At 66.6% G+C, this 23,060-nt stretch carries 22 protein-coding genes; 8 read left to right on the top strand and 14 right to left on the bottom strand.

Features of this window, described 5'->3' with window-relative positions; all coding sequences use genetic code 11:
- Nucleotides 1-5 precede the first annotated feature (5 nt).
- The 5 genes from lnt to miaB all read right to left on the bottom strand — a co-directional run bounded on the left by lnt (nt 6) and on the right by miaB (nt 5,513).
- Nucleotides 6-1,538: an apolipoprotein N-acyltransferase gene (gene lnt, locus JFY56_RS08310; RefSeq protein ID WP_208313059.1), complete on the bottom strand. Its 1,533-nt coding sequence runs from the start codon at nt 1,536-1,538 to the stop codon at nt 6-8.
- A gap of 224 nt (nt 1,539-1,762) precedes the next feature.
- The gene (locus JFY56_RS08305) at nt 1,763-2,602 is read right to left on the bottom strand and encodes an HlyC/CorC family transporter (protein WP_208313058.1); all 840 of its coding nucleotides are present in this window, start codon (nt 2,600-2,602) and stop codon (nt 1,763-1,765) included.
- A 25-nt stretch (nt 2,603-2,627) separates the two neighbouring features.
- The gene (gene ybeY / locus JFY56_RS08300; protein WP_208313057.1) at nt 2,628-3,092 is read right to left on the bottom strand and encodes an rRNA maturation RNase YbeY; all 465 of its coding nucleotides are present in this window, start codon (nt 3,090-3,092) and stop codon (nt 2,628-2,630) included.
- Entirely contained in the window at nt 3,082-4,086 is a 1,005-nt protein-coding gene (locus JFY56_RS08295) for a PhoH family protein (RefSeq protein WP_208313056.1), read from the bottom strand. Before JFY56_RS08295 ends, ybeY begins: the two co-directional genes overlap by 11 nt.
- Nucleotides 4,087-4,175: 89 nt before the next feature.
- Entirely contained in the window at nt 4,176-5,513 is a 1,338-nt protein-coding gene (gene miaB / locus JFY56_RS08290) for a tRNA (N6-isopentenyl adenosine(37)-C2)-methylthiotransferase MiaB (protein ID WP_208313055.1), read from the bottom strand.
- Between the two features lie 129 nt (nt 5,514-5,642).
- Between miaB and JFY56_RS08285 the strand changes: the two genes are divergently transcribed.
- Nucleotides 5,643-5,972: a DUF1820 family protein gene (locus tag JFY56_RS08285; RefSeq protein ID WP_208313054.1), complete on the top strand. Its 330-nt coding sequence runs from the start codon at nt 5,643-5,645 to the stop codon at nt 5,970-5,972.
- Nucleotides 5,973-6,099: 127 nt separating this feature from the next.
- On the opposite strand, the gene JFY56_RS08280 is transcribed toward JFY56_RS08285, so the two are convergent.
- The 4 genes from JFY56_RS08280 to JFY56_RS08265 form a co-directional block, all read right to left on the bottom strand.
- Nucleotides 6,100-6,642 carry a tetratricopeptide repeat protein gene (locus JFY56_RS08280; protein ID WP_208313053.1) on the bottom strand — a complete coding sequence of 181 codons (543 nt, stop codon included), beginning with the start codon at nt 6,640-6,642 and terminating at the stop codon, nt 6,100-6,102.
- Between the two features lie 233 nt (nt 6,643-6,875).
- A complete protein-coding gene (gene hemL / locus JFY56_RS08275) occupies nt 6,876-8,159 on the bottom strand; it encodes a glutamate-1-semialdehyde 2,1-aminomutase (protein WP_208313052.1) in 1,284 nt (427 codons plus the stop codon).
- Nucleotides 8,160-8,207: 48 nt separating this feature from the next.
- Entirely contained in the window at nt 8,208-8,837 is a 630-nt protein-coding gene (gene thiE, locus JFY56_RS08270) for a thiamine phosphate synthase (RefSeq protein ID WP_208313051.1), read from the bottom strand.
- 12 nt (nt 8,838-8,849) lie between these two features.
- Entirely contained in the window at nt 8,850-9,647 is a 798-nt protein-coding gene (locus JFY56_RS08265; protein WP_208313050.1) for a hydroxymethylpyrimidine/phosphomethylpyrimidine kinase, read from the bottom strand.
- 218 nt (nt 9,648-9,865) lie between these two features.
- Between JFY56_RS08265 and JFY56_RS08260 the strand changes: the two genes are divergently transcribed.
- The 5 genes from JFY56_RS08260 to deoC all read left to right on the top strand — a co-directional run bounded on the left by JFY56_RS08260 (nt 9,866) and on the right by deoC (nt 17,280).
- Nucleotides 9,866-12,253: a hybrid sensor histidine kinase/response regulator gene (locus JFY56_RS08260; RefSeq protein WP_208313049.1), complete on the top strand. Its 2,388-nt coding sequence runs from the start codon at nt 9,866-9,868 to the stop codon at nt 12,251-12,253.
- A gap of 223 nt (nt 12,254-12,476) precedes the next feature.
- A complete protein-coding gene (locus tag JFY56_RS08255) occupies nt 12,477-13,130 on the top strand; it encodes a TetR/AcrR family transcriptional regulator (RefSeq protein WP_208313048.1) in 654 nt (217 codons plus the stop codon).
- A complete protein-coding gene (locus JFY56_RS08250; protein WP_208313047.1) occupies nt 13,127-14,776 on the top strand; it encodes an acyl-CoA dehydrogenase family protein in 1,650 nt (549 codons plus the stop codon). The genes JFY56_RS08255 and JFY56_RS08250 overlap by 4 nt, the downstream gene beginning before the upstream one ends.
- Nucleotides 14,777-14,896: 120 nt before the next feature.
- Entirely contained in the window at nt 14,897-16,372 is a 1,476-nt protein-coding gene (gene amn / locus JFY56_RS08245; protein WP_208313046.1) for an AMP nucleosidase, read from the top strand.
- 140 nt (nt 16,373-16,512) lie between these two features.
- Nucleotides 16,513-17,280 (top strand): deoxyribose-phosphate aldolase, encoded by a 768-nt coding sequence (gene deoC, locus JFY56_RS08240; RefSeq protein WP_208313045.1) that lies wholly within the window; start codon nt 16,513-16,515, stop codon nt 17,278-17,280.
- On the opposite strand, the gene JFY56_RS08235 is transcribed toward deoC, so the two are convergent.
- Nucleotides 17,270-18,313: an MBL fold metallo-hydrolase gene (locus tag JFY56_RS08235; RefSeq protein ID WP_208313044.1), complete on the bottom strand. Its 1,044-nt coding sequence runs from the start codon at nt 18,311-18,313 to the stop codon at nt 17,270-17,272. The two genes, deoC and JFY56_RS08235, sit on opposite strands and share 11 nt — an antisense overlap.
- A gap of 248 nt (nt 18,314-18,561) precedes the next feature.
- Here JFY56_RS08235 and JFY56_RS08230 point away from each other — a divergent pair, with 248 nt between their 5' ends.
- Nucleotides 18,562-19,182, top strand: coding sequence for a pseudouridine synthase (locus JFY56_RS08230; RefSeq protein WP_208313043.1), 621 nt, complete (start codon nt 18,562-18,564; stop codon nt 19,180-19,182).
- 254 nt (nt 19,183-19,436) lie between these two features.
- Here JFY56_RS08230 and JFY56_RS08225 read toward each other — a convergent pair whose 3' ends face one another.
- Together JFY56_RS08225 and JFY56_RS08220 are read right to left on the bottom strand one after the other, a co-directional pair.
- Nucleotides 19,437-19,640 (bottom strand): DUF2788 domain-containing protein, encoded by a 204-nt coding sequence (locus JFY56_RS08225; protein ID WP_208313042.1) that lies wholly within the window; start codon nt 19,638-19,640, stop codon nt 19,437-19,439.
- A gap of 113 nt (nt 19,641-19,753) precedes the next feature.
- Nucleotides 19,754-20,233, bottom strand: coding sequence for an Lrp/AsnC family transcriptional regulator (locus JFY56_RS08220; RefSeq protein ID WP_208313041.1), 480 nt, complete (start codon nt 20,231-20,233; stop codon nt 19,754-19,756).
- A 429-nt stretch (nt 20,234-20,662) separates the two neighbouring features.
- Between JFY56_RS08220 and JFY56_RS24385 the strand changes: the two genes are divergently transcribed.
- Complete coding sequence (locus JFY56_RS24385) at nt 20,663-21,658, top strand: DUF6515 family protein (protein WP_236032482.1); 996 nt, start codon at nt 20,663-20,665, stop codon at nt 21,656-21,658.
- On the opposite strand, the gene JFY56_RS08210 is transcribed toward JFY56_RS24385, so the two are convergent.
- Both JFY56_RS08210 and JFY56_RS08205 read right to left on the bottom strand, forming a co-directional pair.
- A complete protein-coding gene (locus tag JFY56_RS08210) occupies nt 21,651-22,547 on the bottom strand; it encodes a cation diffusion facilitator family transporter (protein ID WP_208313040.1) in 897 nt (298 codons plus the stop codon). The genes JFY56_RS24385 and JFY56_RS08210 overlap by 8 nt on opposite strands.
- A complete protein-coding gene (locus JFY56_RS08205; RefSeq protein WP_208313039.1) occupies nt 22,544-23,059 on the bottom strand; it encodes a DinB family protein in 516 nt (171 codons plus the stop codon). Before JFY56_RS08205 ends, JFY56_RS08210 begins: the two co-directional genes overlap by 4 nt.
- Between the last annotated feature and the right edge of the window lies 1 nt (nt 23,060).

Below are 23,060 nucleotides of genomic sequence, written 5' to 3'. Positions count from 1 at the left end.
TACGTTCAGCCGAAGATGCGGCGCTGCTCCGGATGCGTCTGGCGGCGCACCACGGTCCAGACCAGCAGGATCAGCGACAGGGCCGCCAGCGGCCAGATGCGCCATTGCAGGTATGGCGTCAGGCCCTGCATCGGCGTGACTTCGCCGTGCAGCACGCCGCGCTGGAATTGCGGGATCTGCGTGGCGAGATTGCCCTGCGGATCGATCAGCGCGGTGATGCCGTTGTTGGTGCCGCGGATCATCCAGCGGCCGGCTTCCAGGGCGCGCATCTGCGCCATCTGCAGGTGCTGGATGGGGCCGATGGAGGTGCCGAACCAGGCGTCGTTGCTGATGGTCAGGAGGATCTGGCTCTGCGCGGCGAGGCCGGCGGCGAATTCCGGGTAGACCACTTCGTAGCAGATGTACGGCGCCAGCGCGTAGCCCTTGGCCTTGAGCAGGGCCTGGTCGGCCGGGCCGCGGGCGAAGTCGGACATCGGCAGGTCGAAGAAGGCGATCAGCCCGCGCAGCACGTCCTGCAGCGGTACGTATTCGCCGAACGGCACCAGCTTCTGTTTGAGATAGTCACCCCCGCCGTCGCCGACTACGGTGATGCCGTTGTAGTAGCGAACCCCGTCCGGCGTGCGCTGGCGCACCGGGACGCCGGTGATCAGTGCCGCGTTCTTGCCCTTGGCCAGCTCGTCGACCATGCCCAGATAGCCGGTGGCGAGGTCCTTGAGTATTGGCACGGCGGTTTCCGGCCAGACGATCAGGTCGACATCATGCAGCTCGGCGCTGAGATCGCGGTACATGCCGAGCTGGGCGGCGACGTGCTCAGGATTCCATTTCATTTCCTGGGCGACGTTGCCCTGGATCGCGGCGACCTTCAGCGGCGCGCCGGCCGGAGTGGTCCAGGCGTGGCCCTTGTAGGCGATGCCGGCGATCCACGGCGTGAGCAGCAGGAGCAGGCCGGCCACCAGACGGGCGGGATTGCGGATCAGCTCTGGCAGATTGATCAGCAGCGCTGCGCTGAGGGCGATGCTGAACGAGATCAGCCATACGCCGCCGAGCGGCGCCAGTCCGGCCAGCGGGCCGTGCAGCTGGCTGTAGCCGGCATAGAGCCACGGGAAGCCGGTGAGGAACCAGCTGCGGAACAGCTCCAGGCCCAGCCACAGGGCGGCGAAGGCAAGGGCATCGCTGATCGGCGCGTTGTTGCGGCGCAGGGATCGGGCCCAGAACCAGGCCGGCAGGGCGAAGAAGAAGGCCACCCCGGCGCTGAAGCCGGTGACCAGGAAGGCCGCCAGCGGACCGGAGGCGCCGCCGAAGTCGTGGATGCTGTAGTAGATCCAGCTAGTCCCGGCCATGAAGGCGCCGAAGCCGTACCACCAGCCGCGCCAGAGCGCCGAGCTGGCCGGCGTGTGGCGCAGTCCGAGGTAGAACAGGGCGACGGAGAGCAGGGCCAGCGGCCAGTAGTCGAACGGGGCGAGGAACAGCGGGGTAAGGGCGCCGGCGGCGAGTGCCAGGAGGTGGCCCGGCCAGCCGGGGCGAGTGATCCAGCGCATCGGTATTCCTTGGGATCGGTTAAGCGATGCGCAAGAGTAATGGAGAGACGAACGGTAGGCTACCGGCGGCTTGGCAGGAAGCCATTACCGGTCATGTCGGCCGTTTCCGAAGGAATCGGCGGGTTGCACCCGCCCTACGCCTACCGTAGGGCGGGTGCAACCCGCCACCGCGTTCGCGCCGATCAGCCTGTAGGGCGGGTGAAACCCGCCACCGCAGGTGTCGCTCAGTCCTGCAGCGGAGTGAGGCGCAGCAGATGCAGTCGGCGGCTGTCGGCGTTCAGCACGCGGAAGCGGAAGCCGCCCATCTCGGTGGTCTCGTTGCGCTTGGGCATGTAGCCGAAGGCGCTCATCACCAGGCCGCCGACGGTGTCGAACTCCTCGTCGGAGAACTCCGCGCCGAAGAAGTCGTTGAAGGCTTCCACCGGGGTCAGCGCCTTGACGATGAAGTCGCCGCTGGGCAGCGGCTTGATGTAGCTGTCTTCCTCGACGTCGTGCTCGTCCTCGATGTCGCCGACGATCTGCTCCAGCACGTCCTCGATGGTCACCAGGCCGGCCACGCCGCCGTATTCGTCGATGACCACGGCCATGTGGTTGCGGTTGGCGCGGAACTCGCGCAGCAGGACGTTGAGGCGCTTGGATTCCGGGACGAAGGTCGCCGGGCGCAGCAGGTCCTTGATGTTGAAGCTGTGGCTGGCGTCGTGAAGGATCAGCGGCAGCAGGTCCTTGGCCAGCAGGATGCCCATGACATCGTCGAGGCTTTCGCCGATCACCGGGTAGCGCGAGTGCGCGGCGTCGATGATGGCGGGGAGGAATTCCCGGGGAGTCTGGGTCGACTTGATGGTGATCATCTGCGAACGCGGGACCATGATGTCGCGTACCTGCAGATCGGCGACCTGGATGGCGCCCTCGACGATGGACAGCGCTTCGCTGTCCAGCAGTTTGTTCTCGTGTGCCTCGCGCAGCAGCTCGAGGAGCTCCTGGCGGTTTCTCGGTTCGTGGGCAAAAGCCTGGGTGATCTTGCCCAGCCAGGACTTGTGCCCGTTACTCGATCGGTCTTCGCTCATTGTCGTGCTCATTGGCTCTTGTTCTTCATTGTTCGTCGGCCGCATAGGGGTCGGGATGGCCCAGTTCGGCAAGCAATTCCCGCTCCAGCCCTTCCATCTCTTCCGCTTCCGCGTCCTCGATATGGTCGTAGCCGAGCAGGTGCAGGCAGCCGTGGATAACCAGGTGCGCCCAGTGCGCCGAAAGTGCCTTGCCCTGTTCGGCGGCTTCGCGGGCGACCACCGGGGCGCAGATCACCAGGTCGCCGAGCAGCGGGATGTCCAGCAGCTCGTCGGGCACGTCGGCCGGGAAGGACAGCACGTTGGTGGCGTAATCCTTGTGCCGCCAGGTGTGGTTCAGCTCGCGGCCCTCCGCCTCGTCGACAAGGCGGATGGTCAGTTCGGAATCGTTCTGGCGCTGGCGCAGGGCCAGTTCGCACCAACGGCGGAAGTCTGCTTCCGTGGGCAGGTCATCGGCGTCCGATGCGACTTGCAGATCCAGCTCAAGCACCATTGCGGCTTTCCTTCGCCGGCTCGCCGTGCAGGCGGTTCTCGTGGCGCTCGTAGGCCTCGACGATGCGCTGGACCAGTGGGTGACGCACCACATCCTTGGGTTTGAAGTGGGTGAAACTGATCCCCGGTACGTCGCGCAGCACCTCGATCACGTGGTGCAGGCCGGAACGCGTGCCGCGCGGCAGGTCGACCTGGGTGATGTCGCCAGTGATCACTGCGGTGGAGCCGAAACCGATACGGGTCAGGAACATCTTCATCTGCTCGATGGTGGTGTTCTGACTCTCGTCGAGAATGATGAAGCTGTTGTTAAGGGTACGGCCGCGCATGTAGGCCAGCGGCGCGACTTCGATCACCTGGCGCTCGATCAGCTTGGCCACGGTCTCGAAGCCGAGCATCTCGTAGAGCGCGTCGTACAGCGGGCGCAGGTACGGGTCGATCTTCTGCGACAGGTCGCCAGGCAGGAAGCCGAGCTTCTCGCCCGCTTCGACCGCCGGGCGGACCAGCAGGATGCGGCGGATCTGCTCGCGCTCCAGCGCATCGACGGCGCAGGCCACGGCCAGGTAGGTCTTGCCGGTACCGGCCGGGCCGATGCCGAAGTTGATGTCGTGATCGAGGATCGCCTTGACGTAGCGCTGCTGGTTGGCGCCGCGCGGGCGGATGTGCGCCTTGCGCGTCTTCAGGGTGATCGCCGGGGCATCGTGCGGGCCGGCCAGGTCCTCCAGGCCTGATTCCTGAAGGAACAGGTGGACCATGTCCGGGGTCAGCTCGGTGCCGCTCTGCGCCTCGCGGTAGAGGCGCTGCAGCAGGTGCTCGGCAGCCTGGGTGCGGATCGGGTCGCCAACCAGTTCGAACTGGTTGCCGCGATTGCGGATCTCGATGTCCAGGCGTTTTTCGATCTGGTGCAGATGCTCGTCGAATTGCCCGCAGAGGTTGGCGAAACTGCGGGCGTCGAAGGGGTCCAGGGTGAAGCGGTGAAATTCCAGGGGGGCGTTCAAGGTGTTGTTTAGTTGCCGTTTTGCAGTGAAGGATGTCCGAAGAATAAACCCAGCGGCCCGACTGCGAAAGGTCGGGCGCCGGTATGGGATCAGTGGCGGGTTTCGACCAGGCGGCCGCGCAGGGAGTTGGGCAGCGCCTCGTAGATTTCCACGTCGACGAACTGGCCGATCAGGCGCGGGTTGTCGCTGGCGAAGTTGACCACTCGGTTGTTGCCGGTGCGGCCCTGCAGTTTGCCCGGGTCGCGCTTGGAGTAGTCGGTGACGAGGATGCGCTGGATGCTGCCGACCATCCGCCGGCTGATCTCGAAGCCCTGCTGCTGCAGGCGGCTGTTGAGGATCAGCAGGCGTTGCTTCTTCGCCTCTTCCGGGGTGTCGTCGACCAGGTCGGCGGCCGGCGTGCCCGGGCGCGAGCTGTAGATGAAGGAGAAGGAGTAGTCGAAGCCGACTTCTTCCACCAGCTTCATGGTCTGTTCGAAGTCCTTGTCGGTCTCGCCGGGGAAACCGACGATGAAGTCCGAACTGATGCAGATGTCCGGCACCGCCGCCTTCAGCTTGCGGATGCGCGACTTGTACTCCAGCGCGGTGTGGTTGCGCTTCATCGCCGCGAGGATGCGGTCGGAGCCCGCCTGCACCGGCAGGTGGACGAACTTGACCAGTTCCGGCACCTCGGCGTGCGCGGCGATCAGTGCGTCGGAGAATTCCAGCGGGTGCGAGGTGGTGTAGCGGATGCGCTCGATGCCATCGACCTCGGCGACCACGCGGATCAGTTCGGCGAAATCGGCGATGCGGCCGTCGTGGGTGGCGCCGCGATAGCCGTTGACGTTCTGGCCGAGCAGGGTGACTTCCTTGACGCCGTTCTCCGCCAGGTGGATGACCTCGGCGAGCACGTCGTCGAACGGCCGGCTGACTTCCTCGCCACGGGTGTAGGGCACCACGCAGAAGGTGCAGTACTTGCTGCAGCCTTCCATCACCGAGACGAACGCGGTGGGGCCGTCGACGCGCGGTTCGGGCAGGCGGTCGAACTTCTCGATTTCCGGGAAGGACACGTCCACCTGCGGTTTGCGGGTGGCGCGCGCGGCGTCGATCATCTCCGGCAGGCGGTGCAGGGTCTGCGGGCCGAACACCACGTCGACGAACGGCGCGCGCTCGCGGATGGCGGCGCCCTCCTGGCTGGCCACGCAGCCGCCTACGCCGATCACCAGTTGCGGATTCCGCTGCTTCAGGGAGCGCCAGGCGCCCAGTTCGGAGAAGACCTTCTCCTGGGCTTTTTCGCGGATCGAGCAGGTATTGAGGAGAATCACGTCGGCTTCTTCGGGCTTCTCCGTGAGCTCAAGCGCCTGTTGCTCTCCCAGCAGATCGGCCATGCGCGAGCTGTCGTACTCGTTCATCTGGCAACCGTGAGTCTGGATGAAAAGCTTCTTGGCCATGGATTTCGTCGAAGAATTGAAAAAGGACCGCGTATTATAGGGGCGTGGCGTGGTCCTTCCTAGGGTTGCATGCCGGATGGCTGTGCTATGATTCGCGCCCTATTTTTGCATGGCTGTCATCTTTCGCACATGAACAAGCGCGAGAACCCGATCTACAAGGTTGTCTTCCTGAACCAGGGCCAGGTGTACGAGATGTACGCCAAGCAGATCTACCAGAGCGATCTGTGGGGCTTCCTGGAAATCGAGGAATTCGTCTTCGGCGAGCGCACCCAGGTCGTGGTCGATCCCAGCGAGGAGAAGCTCAAGGCCCAGTTCGAAGGGGTGATCCGCAGCTTCGTGCCGATGCACGCGATCATCCGCATCGACGAGGTCGAACGCCTCGGTACGGCGAAGATCAGCGAAGCCAAGGCTGGCAGCAACGTCATGCCGTTCCCGGTGCCGATGCCGGACAAGAACTGAGGTAGGTTGGGCTGAGAGTTGTAGGTTGGGCTGAGGTACGAAGCCCAACGGACGTGGCTGTCGGCAATTGTTGGGCTTCACTGCGCTCAGCGCCAACCTGCGGCAGCGATACCCGTGGGTTCGGGAATCACGGCAGCGGCGCGAACGGCGTGTTGCCGGCGGTCTGCAGTTCGATCAGGTAGTTGCGGAAGATCTGCCCGAGCACGCGGGTAGCGATGTCCAGTTCGTCCTTGTTCATCTGCTCGGCGACCAGGTCGGCGCTGTCCATGGCGTCTTCGGCGCCGTTCACCGCTGCCATCTTCAGCACGATGTAGGCCTGCACATTGCTGGCCTTCACCCCTTCACCGCGGAAGAACATGGTGCCCAGGCGCAACTGCGCATTGGCGTGGCCTTGCAATGAGGCTTTCTCGAACCAGTGCACCGCCGCCTTGAAGTCGCGAGGGGCGCGTTCGCCGCTGTAGAAGAATTCACCCAGCTCGTACTGCGCCTGCGCATCGCCGCCGTTGGCGATCTGCTGGCAGGTCGCCAGCGCCTGCTGCAGCTGCTCGGGAACGGTATTCAGCGTGCAGCGGCCGGTCGCCGGAATCAGCAGCGTGTTGCCTCCTGCCTGCGCAAGCAGGGGAACCAGCATCAGGCAACCCAGGATCAGGGTGCGACCGGAGCGGAACATAGGGAGAAAGGGCCTCCAGAATCGGGGGCGGGCGACAGCCCGGCCAGCGAGATGCACTGACCTTCGCATTATGAAATAAGCCTGCGGCTTGTTACAAAGCCTTTGCCTGCTTTTCTGTCCGAACGGGCGGATTACGCATTGCCGACGTGTGGCCTGGAGTGGTCGTAGGTTGGTGCTGAACGTAGTGAAGCCCAACATCGCGTGACGTTGGGCTTCGCAGGCTCAGCACCAACCTACATTGCGGCGAAGGCGCGCTCGGCGGCGTCCAGGGTCAGTTTCAGCTCGGTTTCGCCGTGGGCGATGGAGGTGAAGCCGGCCTCGAAGGCGCTCGGCGCCAGGTACACGCCGCCGTCCAGCATCAGGTGGAAGAAGCGCTTGAAGCGTTCCACGTCGCTGCCCATCACGTCTTCGAAAGTCACGATGTCGTCGGCGCCGGTGAAGTACAGGCCGAACATGGCGGCGCCCGCCTGGGTGGTCACGAAGGGCACGCCGGCGGCGTCGGCACGGTCCTGCAGGCCTTGCAGCATGCGGGTGGTGTAGGCGGTCAGTTCGTCGTGGAAGCCCGGACGGCTGATCAGGCGCAGGGTGGTCAGGCCGGCGGCCATGGCCAACGGGTTACCCGACAGGGTGCCTGCCTGGTAGACCGGGCCGAGGGGGGAAATCTGCTCCATGATCTCGCGCTTGCCGCCGAAGGCGCCGACCGGCATGCCGCCGCCGATGATCTTGCCGAAGGTCGACAGGTCCGGGGTCACACCGTAGAGCGCCTGGGCGCCGCCGAGGGCGACGCGGAAGCCGGTCATCACTTCGTCGAAGATCAGCACCACGCCGTGTTTGTCGCACAGGCTGCGCAGGCCTTCGAGGAAGCCCGGGGCCGGCGGTACGCAGTTCATGTTGCCGGCGACCGGCTCGACGATGATGCACGCCACTTCGCTGCCAACTTCCGACAGGGTCTTTTCGACGGCGGCGATGTCGTTGAACGGCAGGGTCAGGGTGTGCTTGGCGAAGGCCGCCGGCACGCCCGGGGAATTCGGTACGCCGAAGGTCAGGGCGCCGGAGCCGGCTTTCACCAGCAGGCTGTCGGAGTGGCCGTGGTAGCAGCCCTCGAACTTGATGATGCTGTCGCGGCCGGTGAAACCACGGGCCAGACGGATGGCGCTCATGGTCGCCTCGGTGCCGGAGCTGACCATGCGCACCATCTCCATCGACGGCACCAGCGAGCAGACCAGGTCCGCCATTTCCACTTCCAGTGCGGTCGGCGCGCCGTAGGACAGGCCGTGCTCCAGCTGCTTGCGCACCGCATCGAGGACGTCCGGATGGCTGTGCCCGAGGATCATCGGGCCCCAGGAGCCGACATAGTCGACGTAGCGCTTGTCGTCTTCATCCACCACGTAGGCGCCGGCTGCGTGCTTGAAGAACAGCGGCGTGCCGCCGACGCTCTTGAAGGCGCGGACCGGGGAGTTGACGCCGCCGGGGATGTGCTTCTGGGCATTGGCGAACAGCGTTTCGGAACGGGACATGCGGAACCTCGCAGATATATCTGAATTCGGAATTGGGTCCGGCCAGCCTCAGTCGGCCTGGAACAGGGCGCTGAAGGCATGGGCGCGGCGTTCCACCTCGGCGGCGGAGTCGGCGGCGAACAGCGCGTGGATCACGGCGATCAGGTCGGCGCCGCGGCCGATCAGTTCGGGGGCGTTCTCCACGGTCACGCCGCCGATGGCGACGACCGGCAGGTTGAACCGGGCGCTGGCCTGTTCCAGCAGCTCGACGGTGGCTGCCGGCGCGCCGGGTTTGGTCTGGGAATTGAAGAAGCGGCCGAAGGCGATGTAGCTGGCGCCTTCCTGCACGGCCTGCGCGGCCAGGTCGAGGCTGGCGTGGCAGGTGCCGCCGACCAGCGCGTTGCGGCCGAGCAGGGCGCGGGCGGCGGAAATCGAGCCGTCGGTCTGCCCGAGGTGCACGCCGACGCCGAGACGTGCGGCGAGTTCGGCGTCATCGTTGATGATCAGCTGCGCGCCGTGGCGCTCGCAGAGTTCGCGCAGGCTTTCCGCTTCACGCAGGCGACGGGATTCGTCGCTGGACTTGTCGCGGTATTGCAGCAGGCGCGCGCCGCCTTTCAGCGCGGCCTCGACGTAGGGCAGCAGGCGGCCGTCGGCGAGCAGCTGGCTGTCGGTGATGGCATAGAGTCCACGGAGCTTCATGGGGGCCTCGGATCAGGAGCAGAAGTCCAGCGGCAGCCGGCGCGGCACGTACTGGCCACGGCCCGGTGCCTCGGCGTCGCGCAGGGTGCGCCAGGTGTAGTCGAGGGCGCTGCGCACGGCGCTGACCAGTTCCTCGCCGAGCGCCAGGCGGCCGGCCAGGGTGCTGGCCAGGGTGCATCCGGAACCATGATAGCTGCCCGGCAGGCGCTGGCAGGTGAAGGTGTGCTGGCTGCCGTCGCGGCAGTACAGGCGGTTGTGCACCTCGGCCTCGTCGCCGTGGCCGCCGGTGATCAGCAGGTGCTGGACGAACGGCAGCAGCTTCTCCGCGCACTGGTCCGCCGTGCCTTCCGGCAGTTCGGCGAGGATGCGCGCTTCCGGCAGGTTCGGCGTGGCGATGGCGGCGATCGGCAGCAGGCGCTCGCGCATGGCGTAGCCGACGTCGTCCTTGCCCAGGGCACCGCCGCCGCCGGCGCGCAGCACCGGATCGCAGACCAGCGGCACGCCGGGCAGCGACTGCATGATTTCCAGCACGGTTTCGACCATCTGCACCGAGCCGAGCATGCCCAGCTTGACCGCCGCTACCGGCAGGTCGGCGATCACGGCGTTGGCCTGGGCCAGCACCCACTCGCGGTCGAGCACGCGGAAATCGGAGACGTTGACGGTGTCCTGCACGGTCAGCGCGGTAACGGTCGGCGCGGCGTGGCAACCCTGGGCGATCAGGGCTTCGATATCGGCCTGCAGGCCGGCGCCGCCGCTCGGATCGTGACCGGACAGGCAGAGCACTACGGGGCGGGAGGTTGGTGTTTTCATGGCGCGGCAGCTTATCACTAATCGGTGGGTGAGGCCCGGCGGCGGGCGGAAGAGGCAGCTACCTACCACATCGGGGAAGACTGTGCGAGCGCCGGCGATGAAATCCCCTCTGCCCGGCCGAAGATTGGCCGTGGGCCTATGCTAGAGTTCGCCGGTTTCAGACAACGACGGCGCGCGCATCCAGCGACGCGCCGCTGCCAGGGAGTTCGCGGGGCGACATGCGCTATTGGCTGATCCTTTTCCTGTTCATGCTGTCGCCAATGGCGGGCGCCGTGGCGTTCGACGAGTCTCTGCAAAGCCTGCCGCTCGGCCGCGAAATGGATGTGTTCGAGGACGTGCGTGGCCACGCCGACATCGCCGAGATCAGCTCCGCTGCGCTGGCCGGCAGCTTCCGCCGGCACGAGGGCGACGTGCTGAATGCCGGCTACTCGCGCTCGGTGTTCTGGCTGCGGGTGGACCTCGAATACCGCCCGCGCAAGCCCAGCGATCCCACCCTGCGCCTGCTGGAACTGGCCTACCCGCCGCTGGACAAGCTGGAGCTCTACGTACCGGACGGCAAGGGCGGCTATCGCCTGCAGAGCCGCACCGGCGACACCCTGGCGTTCTCCAGCCGCGACGTCCGCCTGAACAACTACGTGTTCCGCCTCAAGCTGCCGCCGAACGAGCCGCAGCGCGTCTACCTGCGCCTGGAAAGCCAGGGCTCGATCCAGGTGCCGCTGACCCTCTGGTCGCCCATCGCCTACCTGGAGGCGCAGCCCGAGCGCATCTACGTGCTCGGGCTGATCTACGGCGTGCTGCTGGCGATGCTGGTCTACAACCTGTTCATCTTCCTCAGCGTCCGCGATACCAGCTACCTCTACTACATCCTCTATATCGCCTCGTTCGGCCTCTACCAGGTGTCCGTGAACGGCGCCGGCATCGAATACTTCTGGCCGGACAACCCCTGGTGGGCGAACGCCGCGACGCCCTTCCTGATCGGCTCGGCGGGGCTGTTCGGCTGCCTGTTCGCCCGCAGCTTCCTGCAGACCCGCGACCACAGCCCGTGGGTCGACCGCCTGCTGCTGGTGCTGGCTGGCATCGGCGCGCTGGTGATGCTGCTGGCGCTGACCGTCAGCTATGCGATTGCCCTGCGCCTGGCGACCTACCTGGCGCTGGCCTTCACCGTGCTGATCTTCACCGCCGGCATCTTCGCCTGGCTGCGCGGCCTGCGCGTGGCGCGCTACTTCATCTTCGCCTGGACGGCCTTCCTCCTTGGCGGGGTGATCAACACCCTGATGGTGCTGGGCTTTCTGCCCAACGTGTTCCTCACCATGTACGCCAGCCAGATCGGCTCGGCGCTGGAGGTCGGGCTGCTGTCGCTGGCGCTGGCCGACCGCATCAACGCGATGAAGGAGGAGCGCTCGCGCATCCTCCAGGAGAGCAGCGCCAAGCTGGAACAGCTCAACCACGAACTGGCCGCCAGCAACCGCCTGAAGGACGAATTCCTCGCCACCGTCACCCACGAGCTGCGCACGCCGATGAGCGGGGTGATCGGCTCGCTGGAGCTGATGCAGACGGTGCCGATGGACATCGAGCTGGCGCAGTACCAGAAGACTGCCACCAGCTCGGCGCGCGACCTGATGCGCATGGTCAACGACATCCTCGCCCTCACCGAACTGCAGGCCGGCAAGCTCTACCCGCGGCGCGAACCCTTCAGCCTGCGCGGCCTGTGCGACAGCCTGCGCGCGCAATACGCGCCGCGCGCAGAGGAAAAGGGCCTGCAGTTCATCCTGCAGCTCGACGAAAGCCTGCCGGACACCCTCGAAGGCGACGCGGCCAAGCTGGCCCAGGCGCTCGGCTATCTGCTGGACAATGCCATCAAGTTCACCGCCCGCGGCAGCGTGACCCTGCGGATCGGCGGAAACCGCTGCAGCGATGCCGTCGCCCTGCGCGCCGAGGTGCTGGATACCGGCATCGGCCTCACCACGCCACCGGGCGATTCGCTCTACCAGCGCTTCTTCCAGCTGGATGGCTCGATGACCCGCGAGTACGGCGGCCTCGGCATCGGCCTGGCGCTCTGCCGGCAACTGGTCGAACTGATGGGCGGTTCGCTGATGCACGACTCCGATCCCGGCCGGGGCAGCCGCTTCGCCCTGGCCCTGCAACTCAACCGGCCACTGCAGAACATCGCGCCGCCGCCCCGGCGCGCGGGCGGCCAGGCGCTGCGCCGGCCTGAGCAATGCACGGTGCTGGTGGTGGAGGACGATGCGATCAACCAGTTGGTGATCCGCGGCATGCTGCTCAAGCTCGGCTACCGCGTGCGCACCGCCGACAATGGCGCCGACGCCGTCGAGCTGCTCGGCCGCGAGCCCATCGATGCGGTGCTGCTGGATTGCCAGATGCCCGGCATGGACGGCTTCGCCACCTGCCGGGCGATCCGCGCGCTGCCGCAGGGCGCGGACCTGCCGGTGCTGGCAGTCACCGCCCACAGCCACAGCGACGACCGCACACGCTGCCTGGCCGCCGGCATGAGCGACTACCTGGCCAAGCCGGTGCGCTTCGAGGAACTGCAGACCCTGCTGCACGACTGGCTGCTGTGCCAGCCGGGTGTGACGGCGGTCCTGTAGGGCGGGTGCAACCCGCCAATCGGTGAAATGGCGGGTTGCACCCGCCCTACACCCAACTCCGCCGCCAATGGCGGGTATCGCTGCGTTCAACGCCACCCTGCGGCATGCATGTCGTTCCTTCCCTTGGCGGAAGTGCCTGCTGATTCGATTCACGCAAAATTCCACTTGACCAAATTATGAATCGTGATTCACTACATGGAAGAAATGAATCAGGATTCAGATCATGGCCTACCGCATCACCGAAGCCCGCTTGCAACGGGACAACGCCCAGCGCGAGCGCATCCTGGAGCTGGCCCAGGCGCAGGTCGCCGAAGGCGGTTTCGCCGCGCTGACCATGCAGGGGCTGGCCGAGCAGGCCGGCATGGCCACCGGCAGCCTCTATCGCTACTTCCGCAGCAAGGGCCAGCTCGCCGCCGAGGTTTTCGCCCGCGCCAGCCAGCGTGAGGTGGATGCCCTCGGCGAAGCCCTTGGCGCTCCCGGCGACCCCACCCGGCGCCTGGCCGACGGCCTCCACCGTTTCGCCGCGCGCGCCTGGGAGAGCCGCCAACTGGCATTCGCGCTGATCGCCGAGCCGGTCGATCCGGAGGTCGACGAACAACGCCTGATCTTCCGCGAAGCCTATGCCGAGCTGTTCGCCAATCTGCTCGAAGAGGGCGTCGCCCGTGGTGTGTTCCAGGTCTCGCAGATCCACCTGAGCGCCGCCTGCCTGGTCGGCGCCATCGCCGAAGCGCTGGTCGGCCCGCTTTCACCCCCGGCGCGCGCAGCCCGCGATGTCGGCGAAACCACGCTGGACCTGGAGCAAGTCAGCCAGGCCCTCGTCCAGTTCTGCCTGCGCGCCGTCGGCGCGCCACTGTTCACACAGGAGAATAAGAAATGAACCCGCACAAGTACGCCGAAACCCACGAAGTGACCAACCAGGTGCCGCCGCTGGACGGCGCCAACCTCTACCGCATCGACCTGCCGCTGCAGGAATGGGTCCGCCGCTTCGATGGCGGCTGGGCCGAGCAGAAGATGGATGCCTACGGCGCACTGGCCGGCGGCCCGCTGCTCGCGGCCGGCTTCCTCGCCAACGAGAACAAGCCGGTGTTCAAGACCCACGATCGCTACGGCCATCGCATCGACCTGGTGGAATTCCACCCGGCCTACCATGAGCTGATGCGCGCGGCCATCGAGCATGGCCTGACGTCGCTGCCGTGGACCGATCCGCGTGCCGGCGCTCAGGTCGCCCGTGCCGGCCTCTATTACCTGCATGCCCAGGCCGAGGCCGGCAGCGGCTGCCCGCTGACCATGACCTTCGCCGCCGTGCCGGCGATCAAGCTGCAGCCGGATCTCGCCGAGAAGTGGCTGCCGAAGATCCTCGCCACCCAGTACGACCCGCGCAATGTGCCGATGGAGCAGAAGGCCGGCGTCACCATCGGCATGGCGATGACCGAGAAGCAGGGCGGCACCGACGTGCGCGCCAACACCACGCGCGCCTATCCGGTGGCCGCCAACGGCCCGGGCCAGCCTTACGAACTGGTCGGGCACAAGTGGTTCTGCTCGGCGCCGATGTGCGATGCCTTCCTCACCCTGGCCCAGACCGACAAGGGCCTGACCTGCTTCCTGCTGCCGCGCCACCGCCCGGACGGCACGCGCAACGAGTTCTACGTGCAGCGCCTGAAGAACAAGCTGGGCAATTGGTCGAACGCCTCCAGCGAGGTGGAATTCCGTGGCGCCCTGGCCTGGATGGTCGGCGAGGAAGGCCGCGGCGTGCCGACCATCATCGAGATGGTGGCGATGACCCGCTTCGACTGCATGCTCGGCTCCAGCGCGCTGATGCGCCAGGCGCTGACCCAGGCCGCGCATCACTGCGCCCACCGCAAGGTCGGCGGCCGCGTGCTCGCCGAACAGCCGCTGATGCAGAACGTGCTCGCCGACCTGGCCCTGGAAAGCGAAGCCGCGCTGGCCCTGACCATGCGCATGGGGCGTGCCCTCGACCACATGCACGACGAGCAGGAGGACAAGTTCGCCCGCCTGGTCACCGCCGTGGGCAAGTACTGGATCTGCAAGCGCGCCCCGGCGATGGTCAACGAGGCCGCCGAATGCATGGGCGGCGCCGGCTACGTCGAGGAAACCATCCTGCCGCGTCTGTACCGCGAGGCTCCGGTCAACTCCACCTGGGAAGGCTCCGGCAACGTGCAGTGCCTGGACGTGCTGCGTGCGCTGTCCAAGGAACCGGGCGTGCTCGACGCGCTGTTCAGCGAACTCGGTGACGGCCATGGCGATGCACGCCTTGCCGCGCATATCGGCAACCTCAAGGCCGCTTTCGCCGACACTGCCGACATCCAGTACCGCGCCCGCCAGCTCACCGAGGACGTGGCCATTGCGCTGCAAGCCAAGCTGTTGCTGGAGGCTGGCAACAGCACCGTCAGCGACGCCTTCATCGCCAGCCGCCTGGGCGAGAGCGGCCGCGTCTACGGCACCCTGCCGCGTGGCGTGGACGTCGGGGCGCTGGTGGCACGGGCTATGCCGCAACTGTCCTGACCGACGCTTCCCCATGCCCGTCTGTCGGACGACGACGGGCACGGGGATCGAAAAATCGTCATCCCTTTCTGAGATGGATGCAGGCAAGATGTAGCTGATCGCTCAGACAGGAAGCCAATCATGAATTCCTTCATCGACGACACATTCATCGTCGCAGAGACCGCCGAGGAAGCGGTCGATCGCCTGGCGGAACTGCACCAGCGCGCCACCGGCGCCCTGAGTCAGGCGCTGAGGCATTACCTCAAGGAGCGCATGGTGCCGGACGCCGCCCAGCGCGCCATGTTCCGCTACCCGTTGCTGCGCGTGACCTACCTCTGCCAGGGCGAAGTGCCCTCGACCACCCGTGCCTACGCCAAGGTCCAGGTGCCCGGCACCTACTCCGTCACCATCACCCAGCCCGCAGCCTTCCGCAAATACCTGCTGGAGCAGCTGCGGCCGCTGATGGAGGACTTCACCGTGCGGGTGGAAGTCGGCCCCAGCGAAACCAACATCCCCTATCCCTACGTGGTCGAGCAGGGCGACGAGCTGGCCGGGTCCGGCGTGACCGCTGCCGAGCTGGCGCGGGTGTTCCCCAGCACCGACCTGTCGGCCACTTCCGACAGCATCGCCGACGGCCTCTACCAGTGGGAGAACGCCGACCCGATGCCGCTGGCGCTGTTCGACGCCGCGCGGGTCGATTTCTCCCTGCGCCGCCTGGTGCACTACACCGGCAGCGACTGGCGCCATGTGCAGCCGTGGATCCTGCTGACCAACTACCACCGCTACGTCGACCAGTTCATCCACCTCGGCCTGGAGCGCATGCGCGACGACCCGCGCTTCGTGCGCATGGTCCTGCCGGGCAACGTGATCATCGAGCGCGGCATGGACGACGGCGAGGCCAACGCCATCGTCGCCAGCGTGGAATGGCACCGCTTCCAGATGCCGGCCTACCACCTGATCGCCAACGACGGCGACGGCGTGACCCTGGTGAACATCGGCGTCGGCCCGTCCAACGCGAAGAACATCACCGACCACCTTGCCGTGCTGCGCCCGCACTGCTGGCTGATGATCGGCCACTGCGGCGGCCTGCGGCAGTCGCAGACCATCGGCGACTACGTGCTGGCCCATGCCTACATGCGGCGCGACGGCATTCTCGACCGCGTGCTGCCGCCGCACATCCCGATCCCGGCGCTGGCCGAGGTGCAGGTCGCCCTGCAGGAAGCCGCCGCGCTGGTCACCGGCGAACGCGGCGAATCGCTGAAAAAGCGTCTGCGTACCGGCACCGTGCTGACCTACGACGACCGCAACTGGGAACTGCACTGGGCGCAGGAGCGGCCGCTGATCAACCTGGCGCGGGCCGTCGCGGTGGACATGGAAAGCGGCACCATCGCCGCCCAGGGCTACCGCCTGCGGGTGCCGTACGGCACGCTGCTGTGCGTGTCGGACAAACCGCTGCACAGCGAGATCAAGCTGCCCGGCGCGGCTACGGCGTTCTACCAGCGCGCGGTGAGTCAGCATCTTTCCATTGGCATCGCCGCGGTGGACCTGTTGCGCACGCAGCTGAATTCGCTGCATTCGCGGAAGTTGCGGAGCTTTGACGAGCCGCCGTTCCGTTGAGGGGCACCCTCACCCCAGCCCTCTCCCAGGGGGAGAGGGGGTAACTTGGTGCACCTTGCGAGCACGCGACTCCGGACAGTCCCCTCTCCCTCCGGGAGAGGGCTAGGGTGAGGGGTAGAGGGAACAAGGAGGAACACCCCATGACCGATCCACGCGAAACACTAGAGGGCCGAGTATTGGCCCTGCTCGACCTCACCTCGCTCAACGACGATGACGACATGCCGCGCATCGTCCAGCTGTGCAGCCACGCCCTGACGCCGTATGGCGATGTGGCGGCGGTCTGTGTCTACCCACGCTTTACCCATATCGCCCGGCGCACCCTGAACGGCCTCGGCGGGCGCGCCATCAAAGTGGCCAGCGTATGCAACTTCCCCTCGGGCGATGCGCCTGCGGCGGAGGTGGTGGAGGAGGTGCGGCGCACGCTGGGCGACGGCGCCGACGAGATCGATCTGGTCTACCCGTACCGCAAACTGCTGGAGGGCAAGCCGACCGGCGCGGTCGAGCTGATCCGCGCCTGCAAGGCGCTGTGCGGGCCGTACCATACGCTCAAGGTGATCGTCGAAAGCGGCGAATTGCGCGATCCCGAGCTGATCCGCACGGCCAGCCGCGAGGCCATCGAGGGCGGCGCCGATTTCATCAAGACCAGCACCGGCAAGGTCCCCGTGAACGCCACGCCGGAAGCGGCGCAGGTCATGCTCGAATGCATCGCCGAGGCGGGCGGCAAGGTTGGCTTCAAGGCTTCCGGCGGGCTGCGCACGCTGGAGGATGCGCAGGTCTATCTGGAAATGGCCGAACGTCTGCTGGGGGCGCAGTGGATCAGCCCGCAGCACCTGCGCTTCGGTGCTTCCGCGCTGCTCGACGACCTGCTGCGCCGGTTGAAGGCGATGCCCGCCGATATCATTGCCTGAGCGGCTCGATCCGCCAGTGTTCGCCGGGTTTCGGCGCGCGGAAACGCTGTGGATCGACGCCCTGTTCGGCGAGCGCCTGCGCCAGGTCCTGCGGCGGGGCGAACTGGCCTTCGTCGCTCAGTTTGAAGGTGCCGAAGTGGATCGCCATGCTGCACTGCGATTCGAGGGCGCGGTGTGCCTGCACGGCGTCCGCCGGGCTCATGTGGTGGTGGCCCATGAACCAGCGCGGCTCGTAGGCGCCGATGGGCAGGGCGGCGAAGCGGAACGGGCCGAAGCGCTCGCGCATCAGGCCGAATTCCGGCCCCAGCCCGCTGTCGCCGGGGAACAGCACCGGGCCGTCCGGCGATTCGAGGACGAAGCCGAGCCACAGGCTGCGGTTGGTGTCGCGGGTGGTGCGCGCCGACCAGTGTTGCGCCGGTACACCGGTCAGCAGCATGCCGCCTGCCAGCGGCACGCTCTGCCACCAGTCGATCTCCTGCACGTTGCGGCAGCCGCAGGCGCGGATCAGCCCGGCGTTGCCCAGGCCGGTGACCACGCGGGCGTCGGGAAAGCGCCGGGCCAGTTCGGTCAGGCTGTATAGGTCGAGGTGGTCGTAGTGGTTGTGGCTGACCAGGATCAGGTCGAGCGGCGGCAACTGGTCCAGCGTCAGTCCTGGCGGGTGGTGGCGGCGAGGGCCGAGGAAGCTGAACGGGCTGGTGCGCTCGCCCCAGAGCGGGTCGGTGACGATGTTCAGGCCGCGATGCTGGATCAGCACGGTCGCGTGGTTGATGTAGGTGACCCGCAGCTCGTCGCCGCTGACCCGCTGCGGCACCTGCGGTGGCGTGTCCGGGCCCGGCTGGTCGATCCATTCCTGCTTCGGCCGTTCCAGTTGCCAGCGGACGACGTCTCTCCAGCTGTGATGCGGCCGGGCGTGGATATTGTAGAAACGGCGGCCGTCGAAATGATCGGACGACGGGCCGCGCCAACCCCGGACGAAGCGGCCGGCGAGGGTCAGCAGACTGAGCAGCCAGGCGGGGCGCGGAACGTGGGACATGGGCGATGCTCTTGCGGTGGGCTGCTACGAAACCTAGCATGCCGCTCCGCCATTGGTATCCGGCCTTTCATTGCCTGGTGGCCTGTACGGCTAATTCGTGCATTCAAGTTCGAGTGCCTGGGTTTGCCAGACAAGGCGCCATGACGAGTCGTAGCTGGCTACGGCGAGGAGTGGCAACGCCGTATGGCGAAGTCAGGCGCCGAAATTGAGTATTCGAATTAGCCACACAGGCCACTAACATTTCCGTCATGTCCAGACCTCCCCGACCCACCCAGCACCGATCTCCAGCCCGCCCCGCGCCGCGTCGCGTACCCAAGGCGCCGCCCGCGCAGCCGCGGCTGATCCTGCTGAACAAGCCGTTCGACGTGCTCACACAGTTCAGCGACGGCGAGGGCCGGGCGACGCTCAAGGATTACGTGCCGATACCTGGTGTCTACCCGGCCGGACGGCTGGATCGCGACAGCGAAGGCCTGCTGCTGCTGACCAACGACGGCCGCCTGCAGGCGCGCATCGCCGATCCGAAGCACAAGCTGCCGAAGACCTACTGGGTGCAGGTGGAGGGCGAGCCGAACGAGGAACAGCTGCAGCGCCTGCGCGACGGCGTGCAGCTCAATGACGGCCCCACGCTACCGGCCGAGGCGCGCCGTCTAGAGGACCCGCAGCTATGGGAGCGGGTGCCGCCGGTGCGTTTCCGCAAGTCGGTGCCGACGTCGTGGCTGGAACTGGTGATTCGCGAAGGACGCAACCGTCAGGTGCGACGGATGACGGCGGCGGTGGGGCTGCCGACGCTGAGGCTGGTGCGGGTGAGGATCGGGCCGTGGAGCCTGGATGGTCTGCAGCCGGGGGAGTGGCGGGAGGTCCGCCCCTGATGGGGTTTACTACGTGGCTGGACCATAACCCGCGTAGGTTGGTGCTGAACGCAGTGAAGCCCAACGATGGCGATGTTGGGCTTCGCGTTGCTCAGCGCCAACCTACGGTCAGCCGTGGCGCGAATTTCTGTAGGTAGGAGCGAGCTCTGCTCGCGAACGCCAGCAACGTAAAGGCTTCGCTGGCGGGTTGCACCCGCCCTACGGGTGCCGATCGGGTAGGGCGGGTGCAACCCGCCATATGGCCGACAGCAGGCTCAGAACCCGCCTTCGATCCCCGCCACCACGAACGACTTGATCACGAAACCGAGCACGCCCAGACCAAGAGCGAAGAACAGCACCATGGTGCCCATGCGGCCGGCCTTGGACTTCTTGGCCAGGTCCCAGACGATGAAGGCCATGAACAGGACCAGGGCGGTGACCAGCCCGTACATCATCAGGTCTTCGAAACTCGAATTCATTGCTACTCCTGCCCGGCGGGGCGTAATCGCGACCGAGCCGCGCCGGGGGCTCCGGCGGGCACAACAAAGCCGCGCATTATACGCTTCCCAGGGAGAAGTTGAGCAAATAGCGATCAGCTGCGCAGGTGCTCCAGCGGCAGCTCGGTACTGGCCATGATCTGACGCAGCACGAAGCTGGAGCGCACGCTGGTCACCCCTTCGATGCGGGTCAGGGTGCCGAGCAGGAACTGCTGGTAGTGCTCCATATCCGGCACCATTACCTTCAACTGGTAGTCCGCATCCATGCCGGTGACCAGGCTGCACTCCAGCACTTCCGGGCATTTGCCGATGATTTCCTGGAAGTGCTCGAAGCGCTCGGGGGTGTGCCGGTCCATGCCGATCAGGACGAAGGCGGTGAGGCTCAGGCCGAGCTTCTTGCTGTCGAGCAGGGCGACCTGGCGGGCGATGTAGCCGTCGTCCTCCAACTGCTTGACCCGCCGCGAACAGGGCGACGGCGACAGACCGATGCGTTCGGCCAGCTCCTGGTTGGAGATGCGCGCGTCATGCTGCAATTCGGCGAGGATGCGAAGGTCATAGCGGTCCAGCTTGTTCATATTGGCTCCTGCTTATGTATGAATTGCGCGTGATGTTTGTTTTCTGGAGATTAGTTGCGCAATCTACCCTCTGGTTAGCAATCTTCGCAATCCTCTGTCGGCGCGCCTACCTTATTATTTCTCCCAGATTCACGGCCCGGACAGCACGTCCAGCACGAAGCGCCCAATCAGGCGCATCGTGGCCGCCGACCCCACAGGGTCGAGCCGGCCCCCGGGCTACGCACCGCCCAGAAGGTGGAGCGAGGTGAGCCGGCGCCAACAGCGACGAGCCAGGACGAGTGATCCCGAAGGGAGGTCCCAGACCTCCCTTTTTCTTTGCCCGGCGAAAATCTGGAGTACTCTTTTCTGATCGAAGAGCGTGCACGGTGCCCGGACGTCAGCAGTAGGCGACACCGGCGTTTCCGGCCGGCTGGCCGGGGTGAGGAAGCCATGAGAGCGAGCGTCTGGCAGGTTGCCGGGGCGGGTTTGTTCACGGTGTCGCTGGTTGCCGCGCCGGCGGTTGCCGCCGAGGATGGCGATGCCCAGGCATCCGGGCCGCCGGTGGGGCAGTGGCTGCAGCAGTCGAGCGGCTACTACGGCGGCCAGGGCAGCGGCGTCGGGCAGTGGCTGGACCAGTACGCCTATCCGAGCTACCCGGCCTTCCCCGACAGCCAGCGCCTGAACCAGGGGCGGCGCATCGGCCAGTGGCTGGATACGATGTCCTATCCCGGCGATCCCCATGACCAGCCGCAAGCCCTCGGCCCCGGGCAACTACCCGGCACGCCGATCTACGTGGGGGCGCAGTGGGTTCTCGGGACGACCGCGCCGCTGCCGAAAGACCAGTACGGCGAAGTGATCCGCATGCAGCCCGGGCCGACGCCGCCGAAGAGTCCCGAAGAATCGAAGCCGTCGCGCGGCAACTGGGGCCCGTATCCGGCCAGTCAGCGCCCGGGGCAGGCGGTGGACCAGTTGCCGGCGGGCAACAGCCAGGTGTCCTGGCAGGGGCGCAGCTACTACTTCAAGGACGGTTACTGGTATCGCCCGATGGGCGCGCGCTACATGCTGATCGTGCCGCCCTACGGCGTGAGCATTCCGTACATGCCGACCTATGCCCAGCAGGTCTGGATCGGCGCGGTGCCGTACTTCTTCGCTGCCGGCAACTACTACATCTGGCAGCCCGATTCGCAGACCTACCAGGCGGTGTCGCCGCCGCAGGGCGAGTCGACCACCCTGGCGGAAAGCAGCTACGACGTGGTCGCCTATCCCGAGAGCGGACAGGCGCCGGAGCAGCAGGATCGCGACCGCTACGAGTGTCACCGCTGGGCCGTCGGCGAGAGCGATTTCGATCCGGCCGCGGCGTCCAATGCGCCGCCCCCGGACGTCGCCGGCAAATACAAGCAGGCGATTGGCGCCTGTCTTGCCGGGCGCGGCTATAGCATCAACTGATGGTTTCCTTGCCCACCACTTCCTGCGGGTCGGCGTGCACCAGCACCTCGGCCCGCGGGAATTCACGGTGAATCGCCAGCACCGCTTCGTCGCACAGGGTATGTGCGCGTGACAGCGTCAGTTCGCCGGGCAACTCCAGGTGCAGCTGGACGAACCAGTGGGTGCCGGAAATCCGCGTGCGCAGGTCGTGGGCACCGAGCACCCCGGGCACGCTGCGGACCAGCTGGTACATGCGCTCGCTGACCTCGGTGGGCAGTTCCTCGTCCATCAGCACGGTGACCGACTCGCGGGCGATGTGCAGCGAACTCCACAGGATGTACAGCGCGATGCCCAGGCCGAACAGCGGGTCCAGCCAGTGCCAGCCATAACTGGCGAGGACCAGCGCGACGAGAATGCTGGAGTTCAGCAGCATGTCCGAGCGGTAGTGCAGGGAGTCGGCGCGGATCGCGCTGGAGCCGGTGGCCTTCACCACCTTGCGCTGAAAGGCCAGCAGGGCGGCGGTCAGTACCAGCGACAGGACCATCACCGCGATCCCCCAGCCGGTCGCTTCCAGCGGTTCGGGATGCTGCAGACGGCTCACCGCCTGGGCGGCGATCAGCAGCGCGCTGACCGCGATGAACAGCGCCTGGGCGAGCCCGGCCAGCGATTCCGCCTTGCCGTGGCCATAGCGGTGGTCGTCGTCCGCCGGGCGGATCGCATAGTGCACCGCCAGCAGGTTGAGGAACGACGCCGCGCCGTCCAGCAGCGAGTCGGTGAGTCCGGCGAGCAGGCTGACCGAGCCGCTCAGCCACCAGGCGATGGCCTTCGTCACGATCAGGATGCAGGCGACGCTCAGCGAAGCGAGGGTCGCCAGCCGCAACAGCTTGGCGTGGCTGGCGCCTTTGATCATCGGATGTCTTGTCGTTCCGGGAGGAAGTAGATGTAGTCGAGCATTGGCGCCGGCTGGCCGAGGGCGGTCAGCGCCGCGCTCATCTGGCCGCGGTGGTGGGTGCCATGGTTGACCACGTGCTGGACGATGTTGGCCAGCGACTGGCGCTGCTCCTGGCCGGCCATGTTGCGGTACTCCAGCAGGGTGCCGAGCGAGCGGTCGCTCTGCTCGCTCAGCCAGCTCTGCCAGCCGGCCACGCCTTCGCGGAGGAAGGCGGCGAGCGCTTCGCGGTCGGGGGCCACCTCGCTGTCGAGCCGCTCGAACTGCCACGGCTCGTTGCGGATGCGGCCGAGCCATAGGCGGTCGATCAGCGCGAGGTGGTTGAACGTGCCGTGCAGGCTGCCGAAGAACAACCCGCGCGGCGCGCGGTAGGCGTCTTCATCCAGCGGCGCCACGGCTTCCAGCAGTCGCTCATAGGCCCACAGGTGGTAGGCCAGCAGTTGTTCGAGGTGTATCGCGAGGGGTCCGTGCATC

Origin of the sequence: Pseudomonas schmalbachii, assembly GCF_017589465.1 — a bacterium.
Lineage (GTDB): Bacteria > Pseudomonadota > Gammaproteobacteria > Pseudomonadales > Pseudomonadaceae > Pseudomonas > Pseudomonas schmalbachii.
The sequence above is the reverse complement of the archived record's forward strand: the minus strand, read 5'-3'. Positions and strand labels throughout refer to the sequence as shown.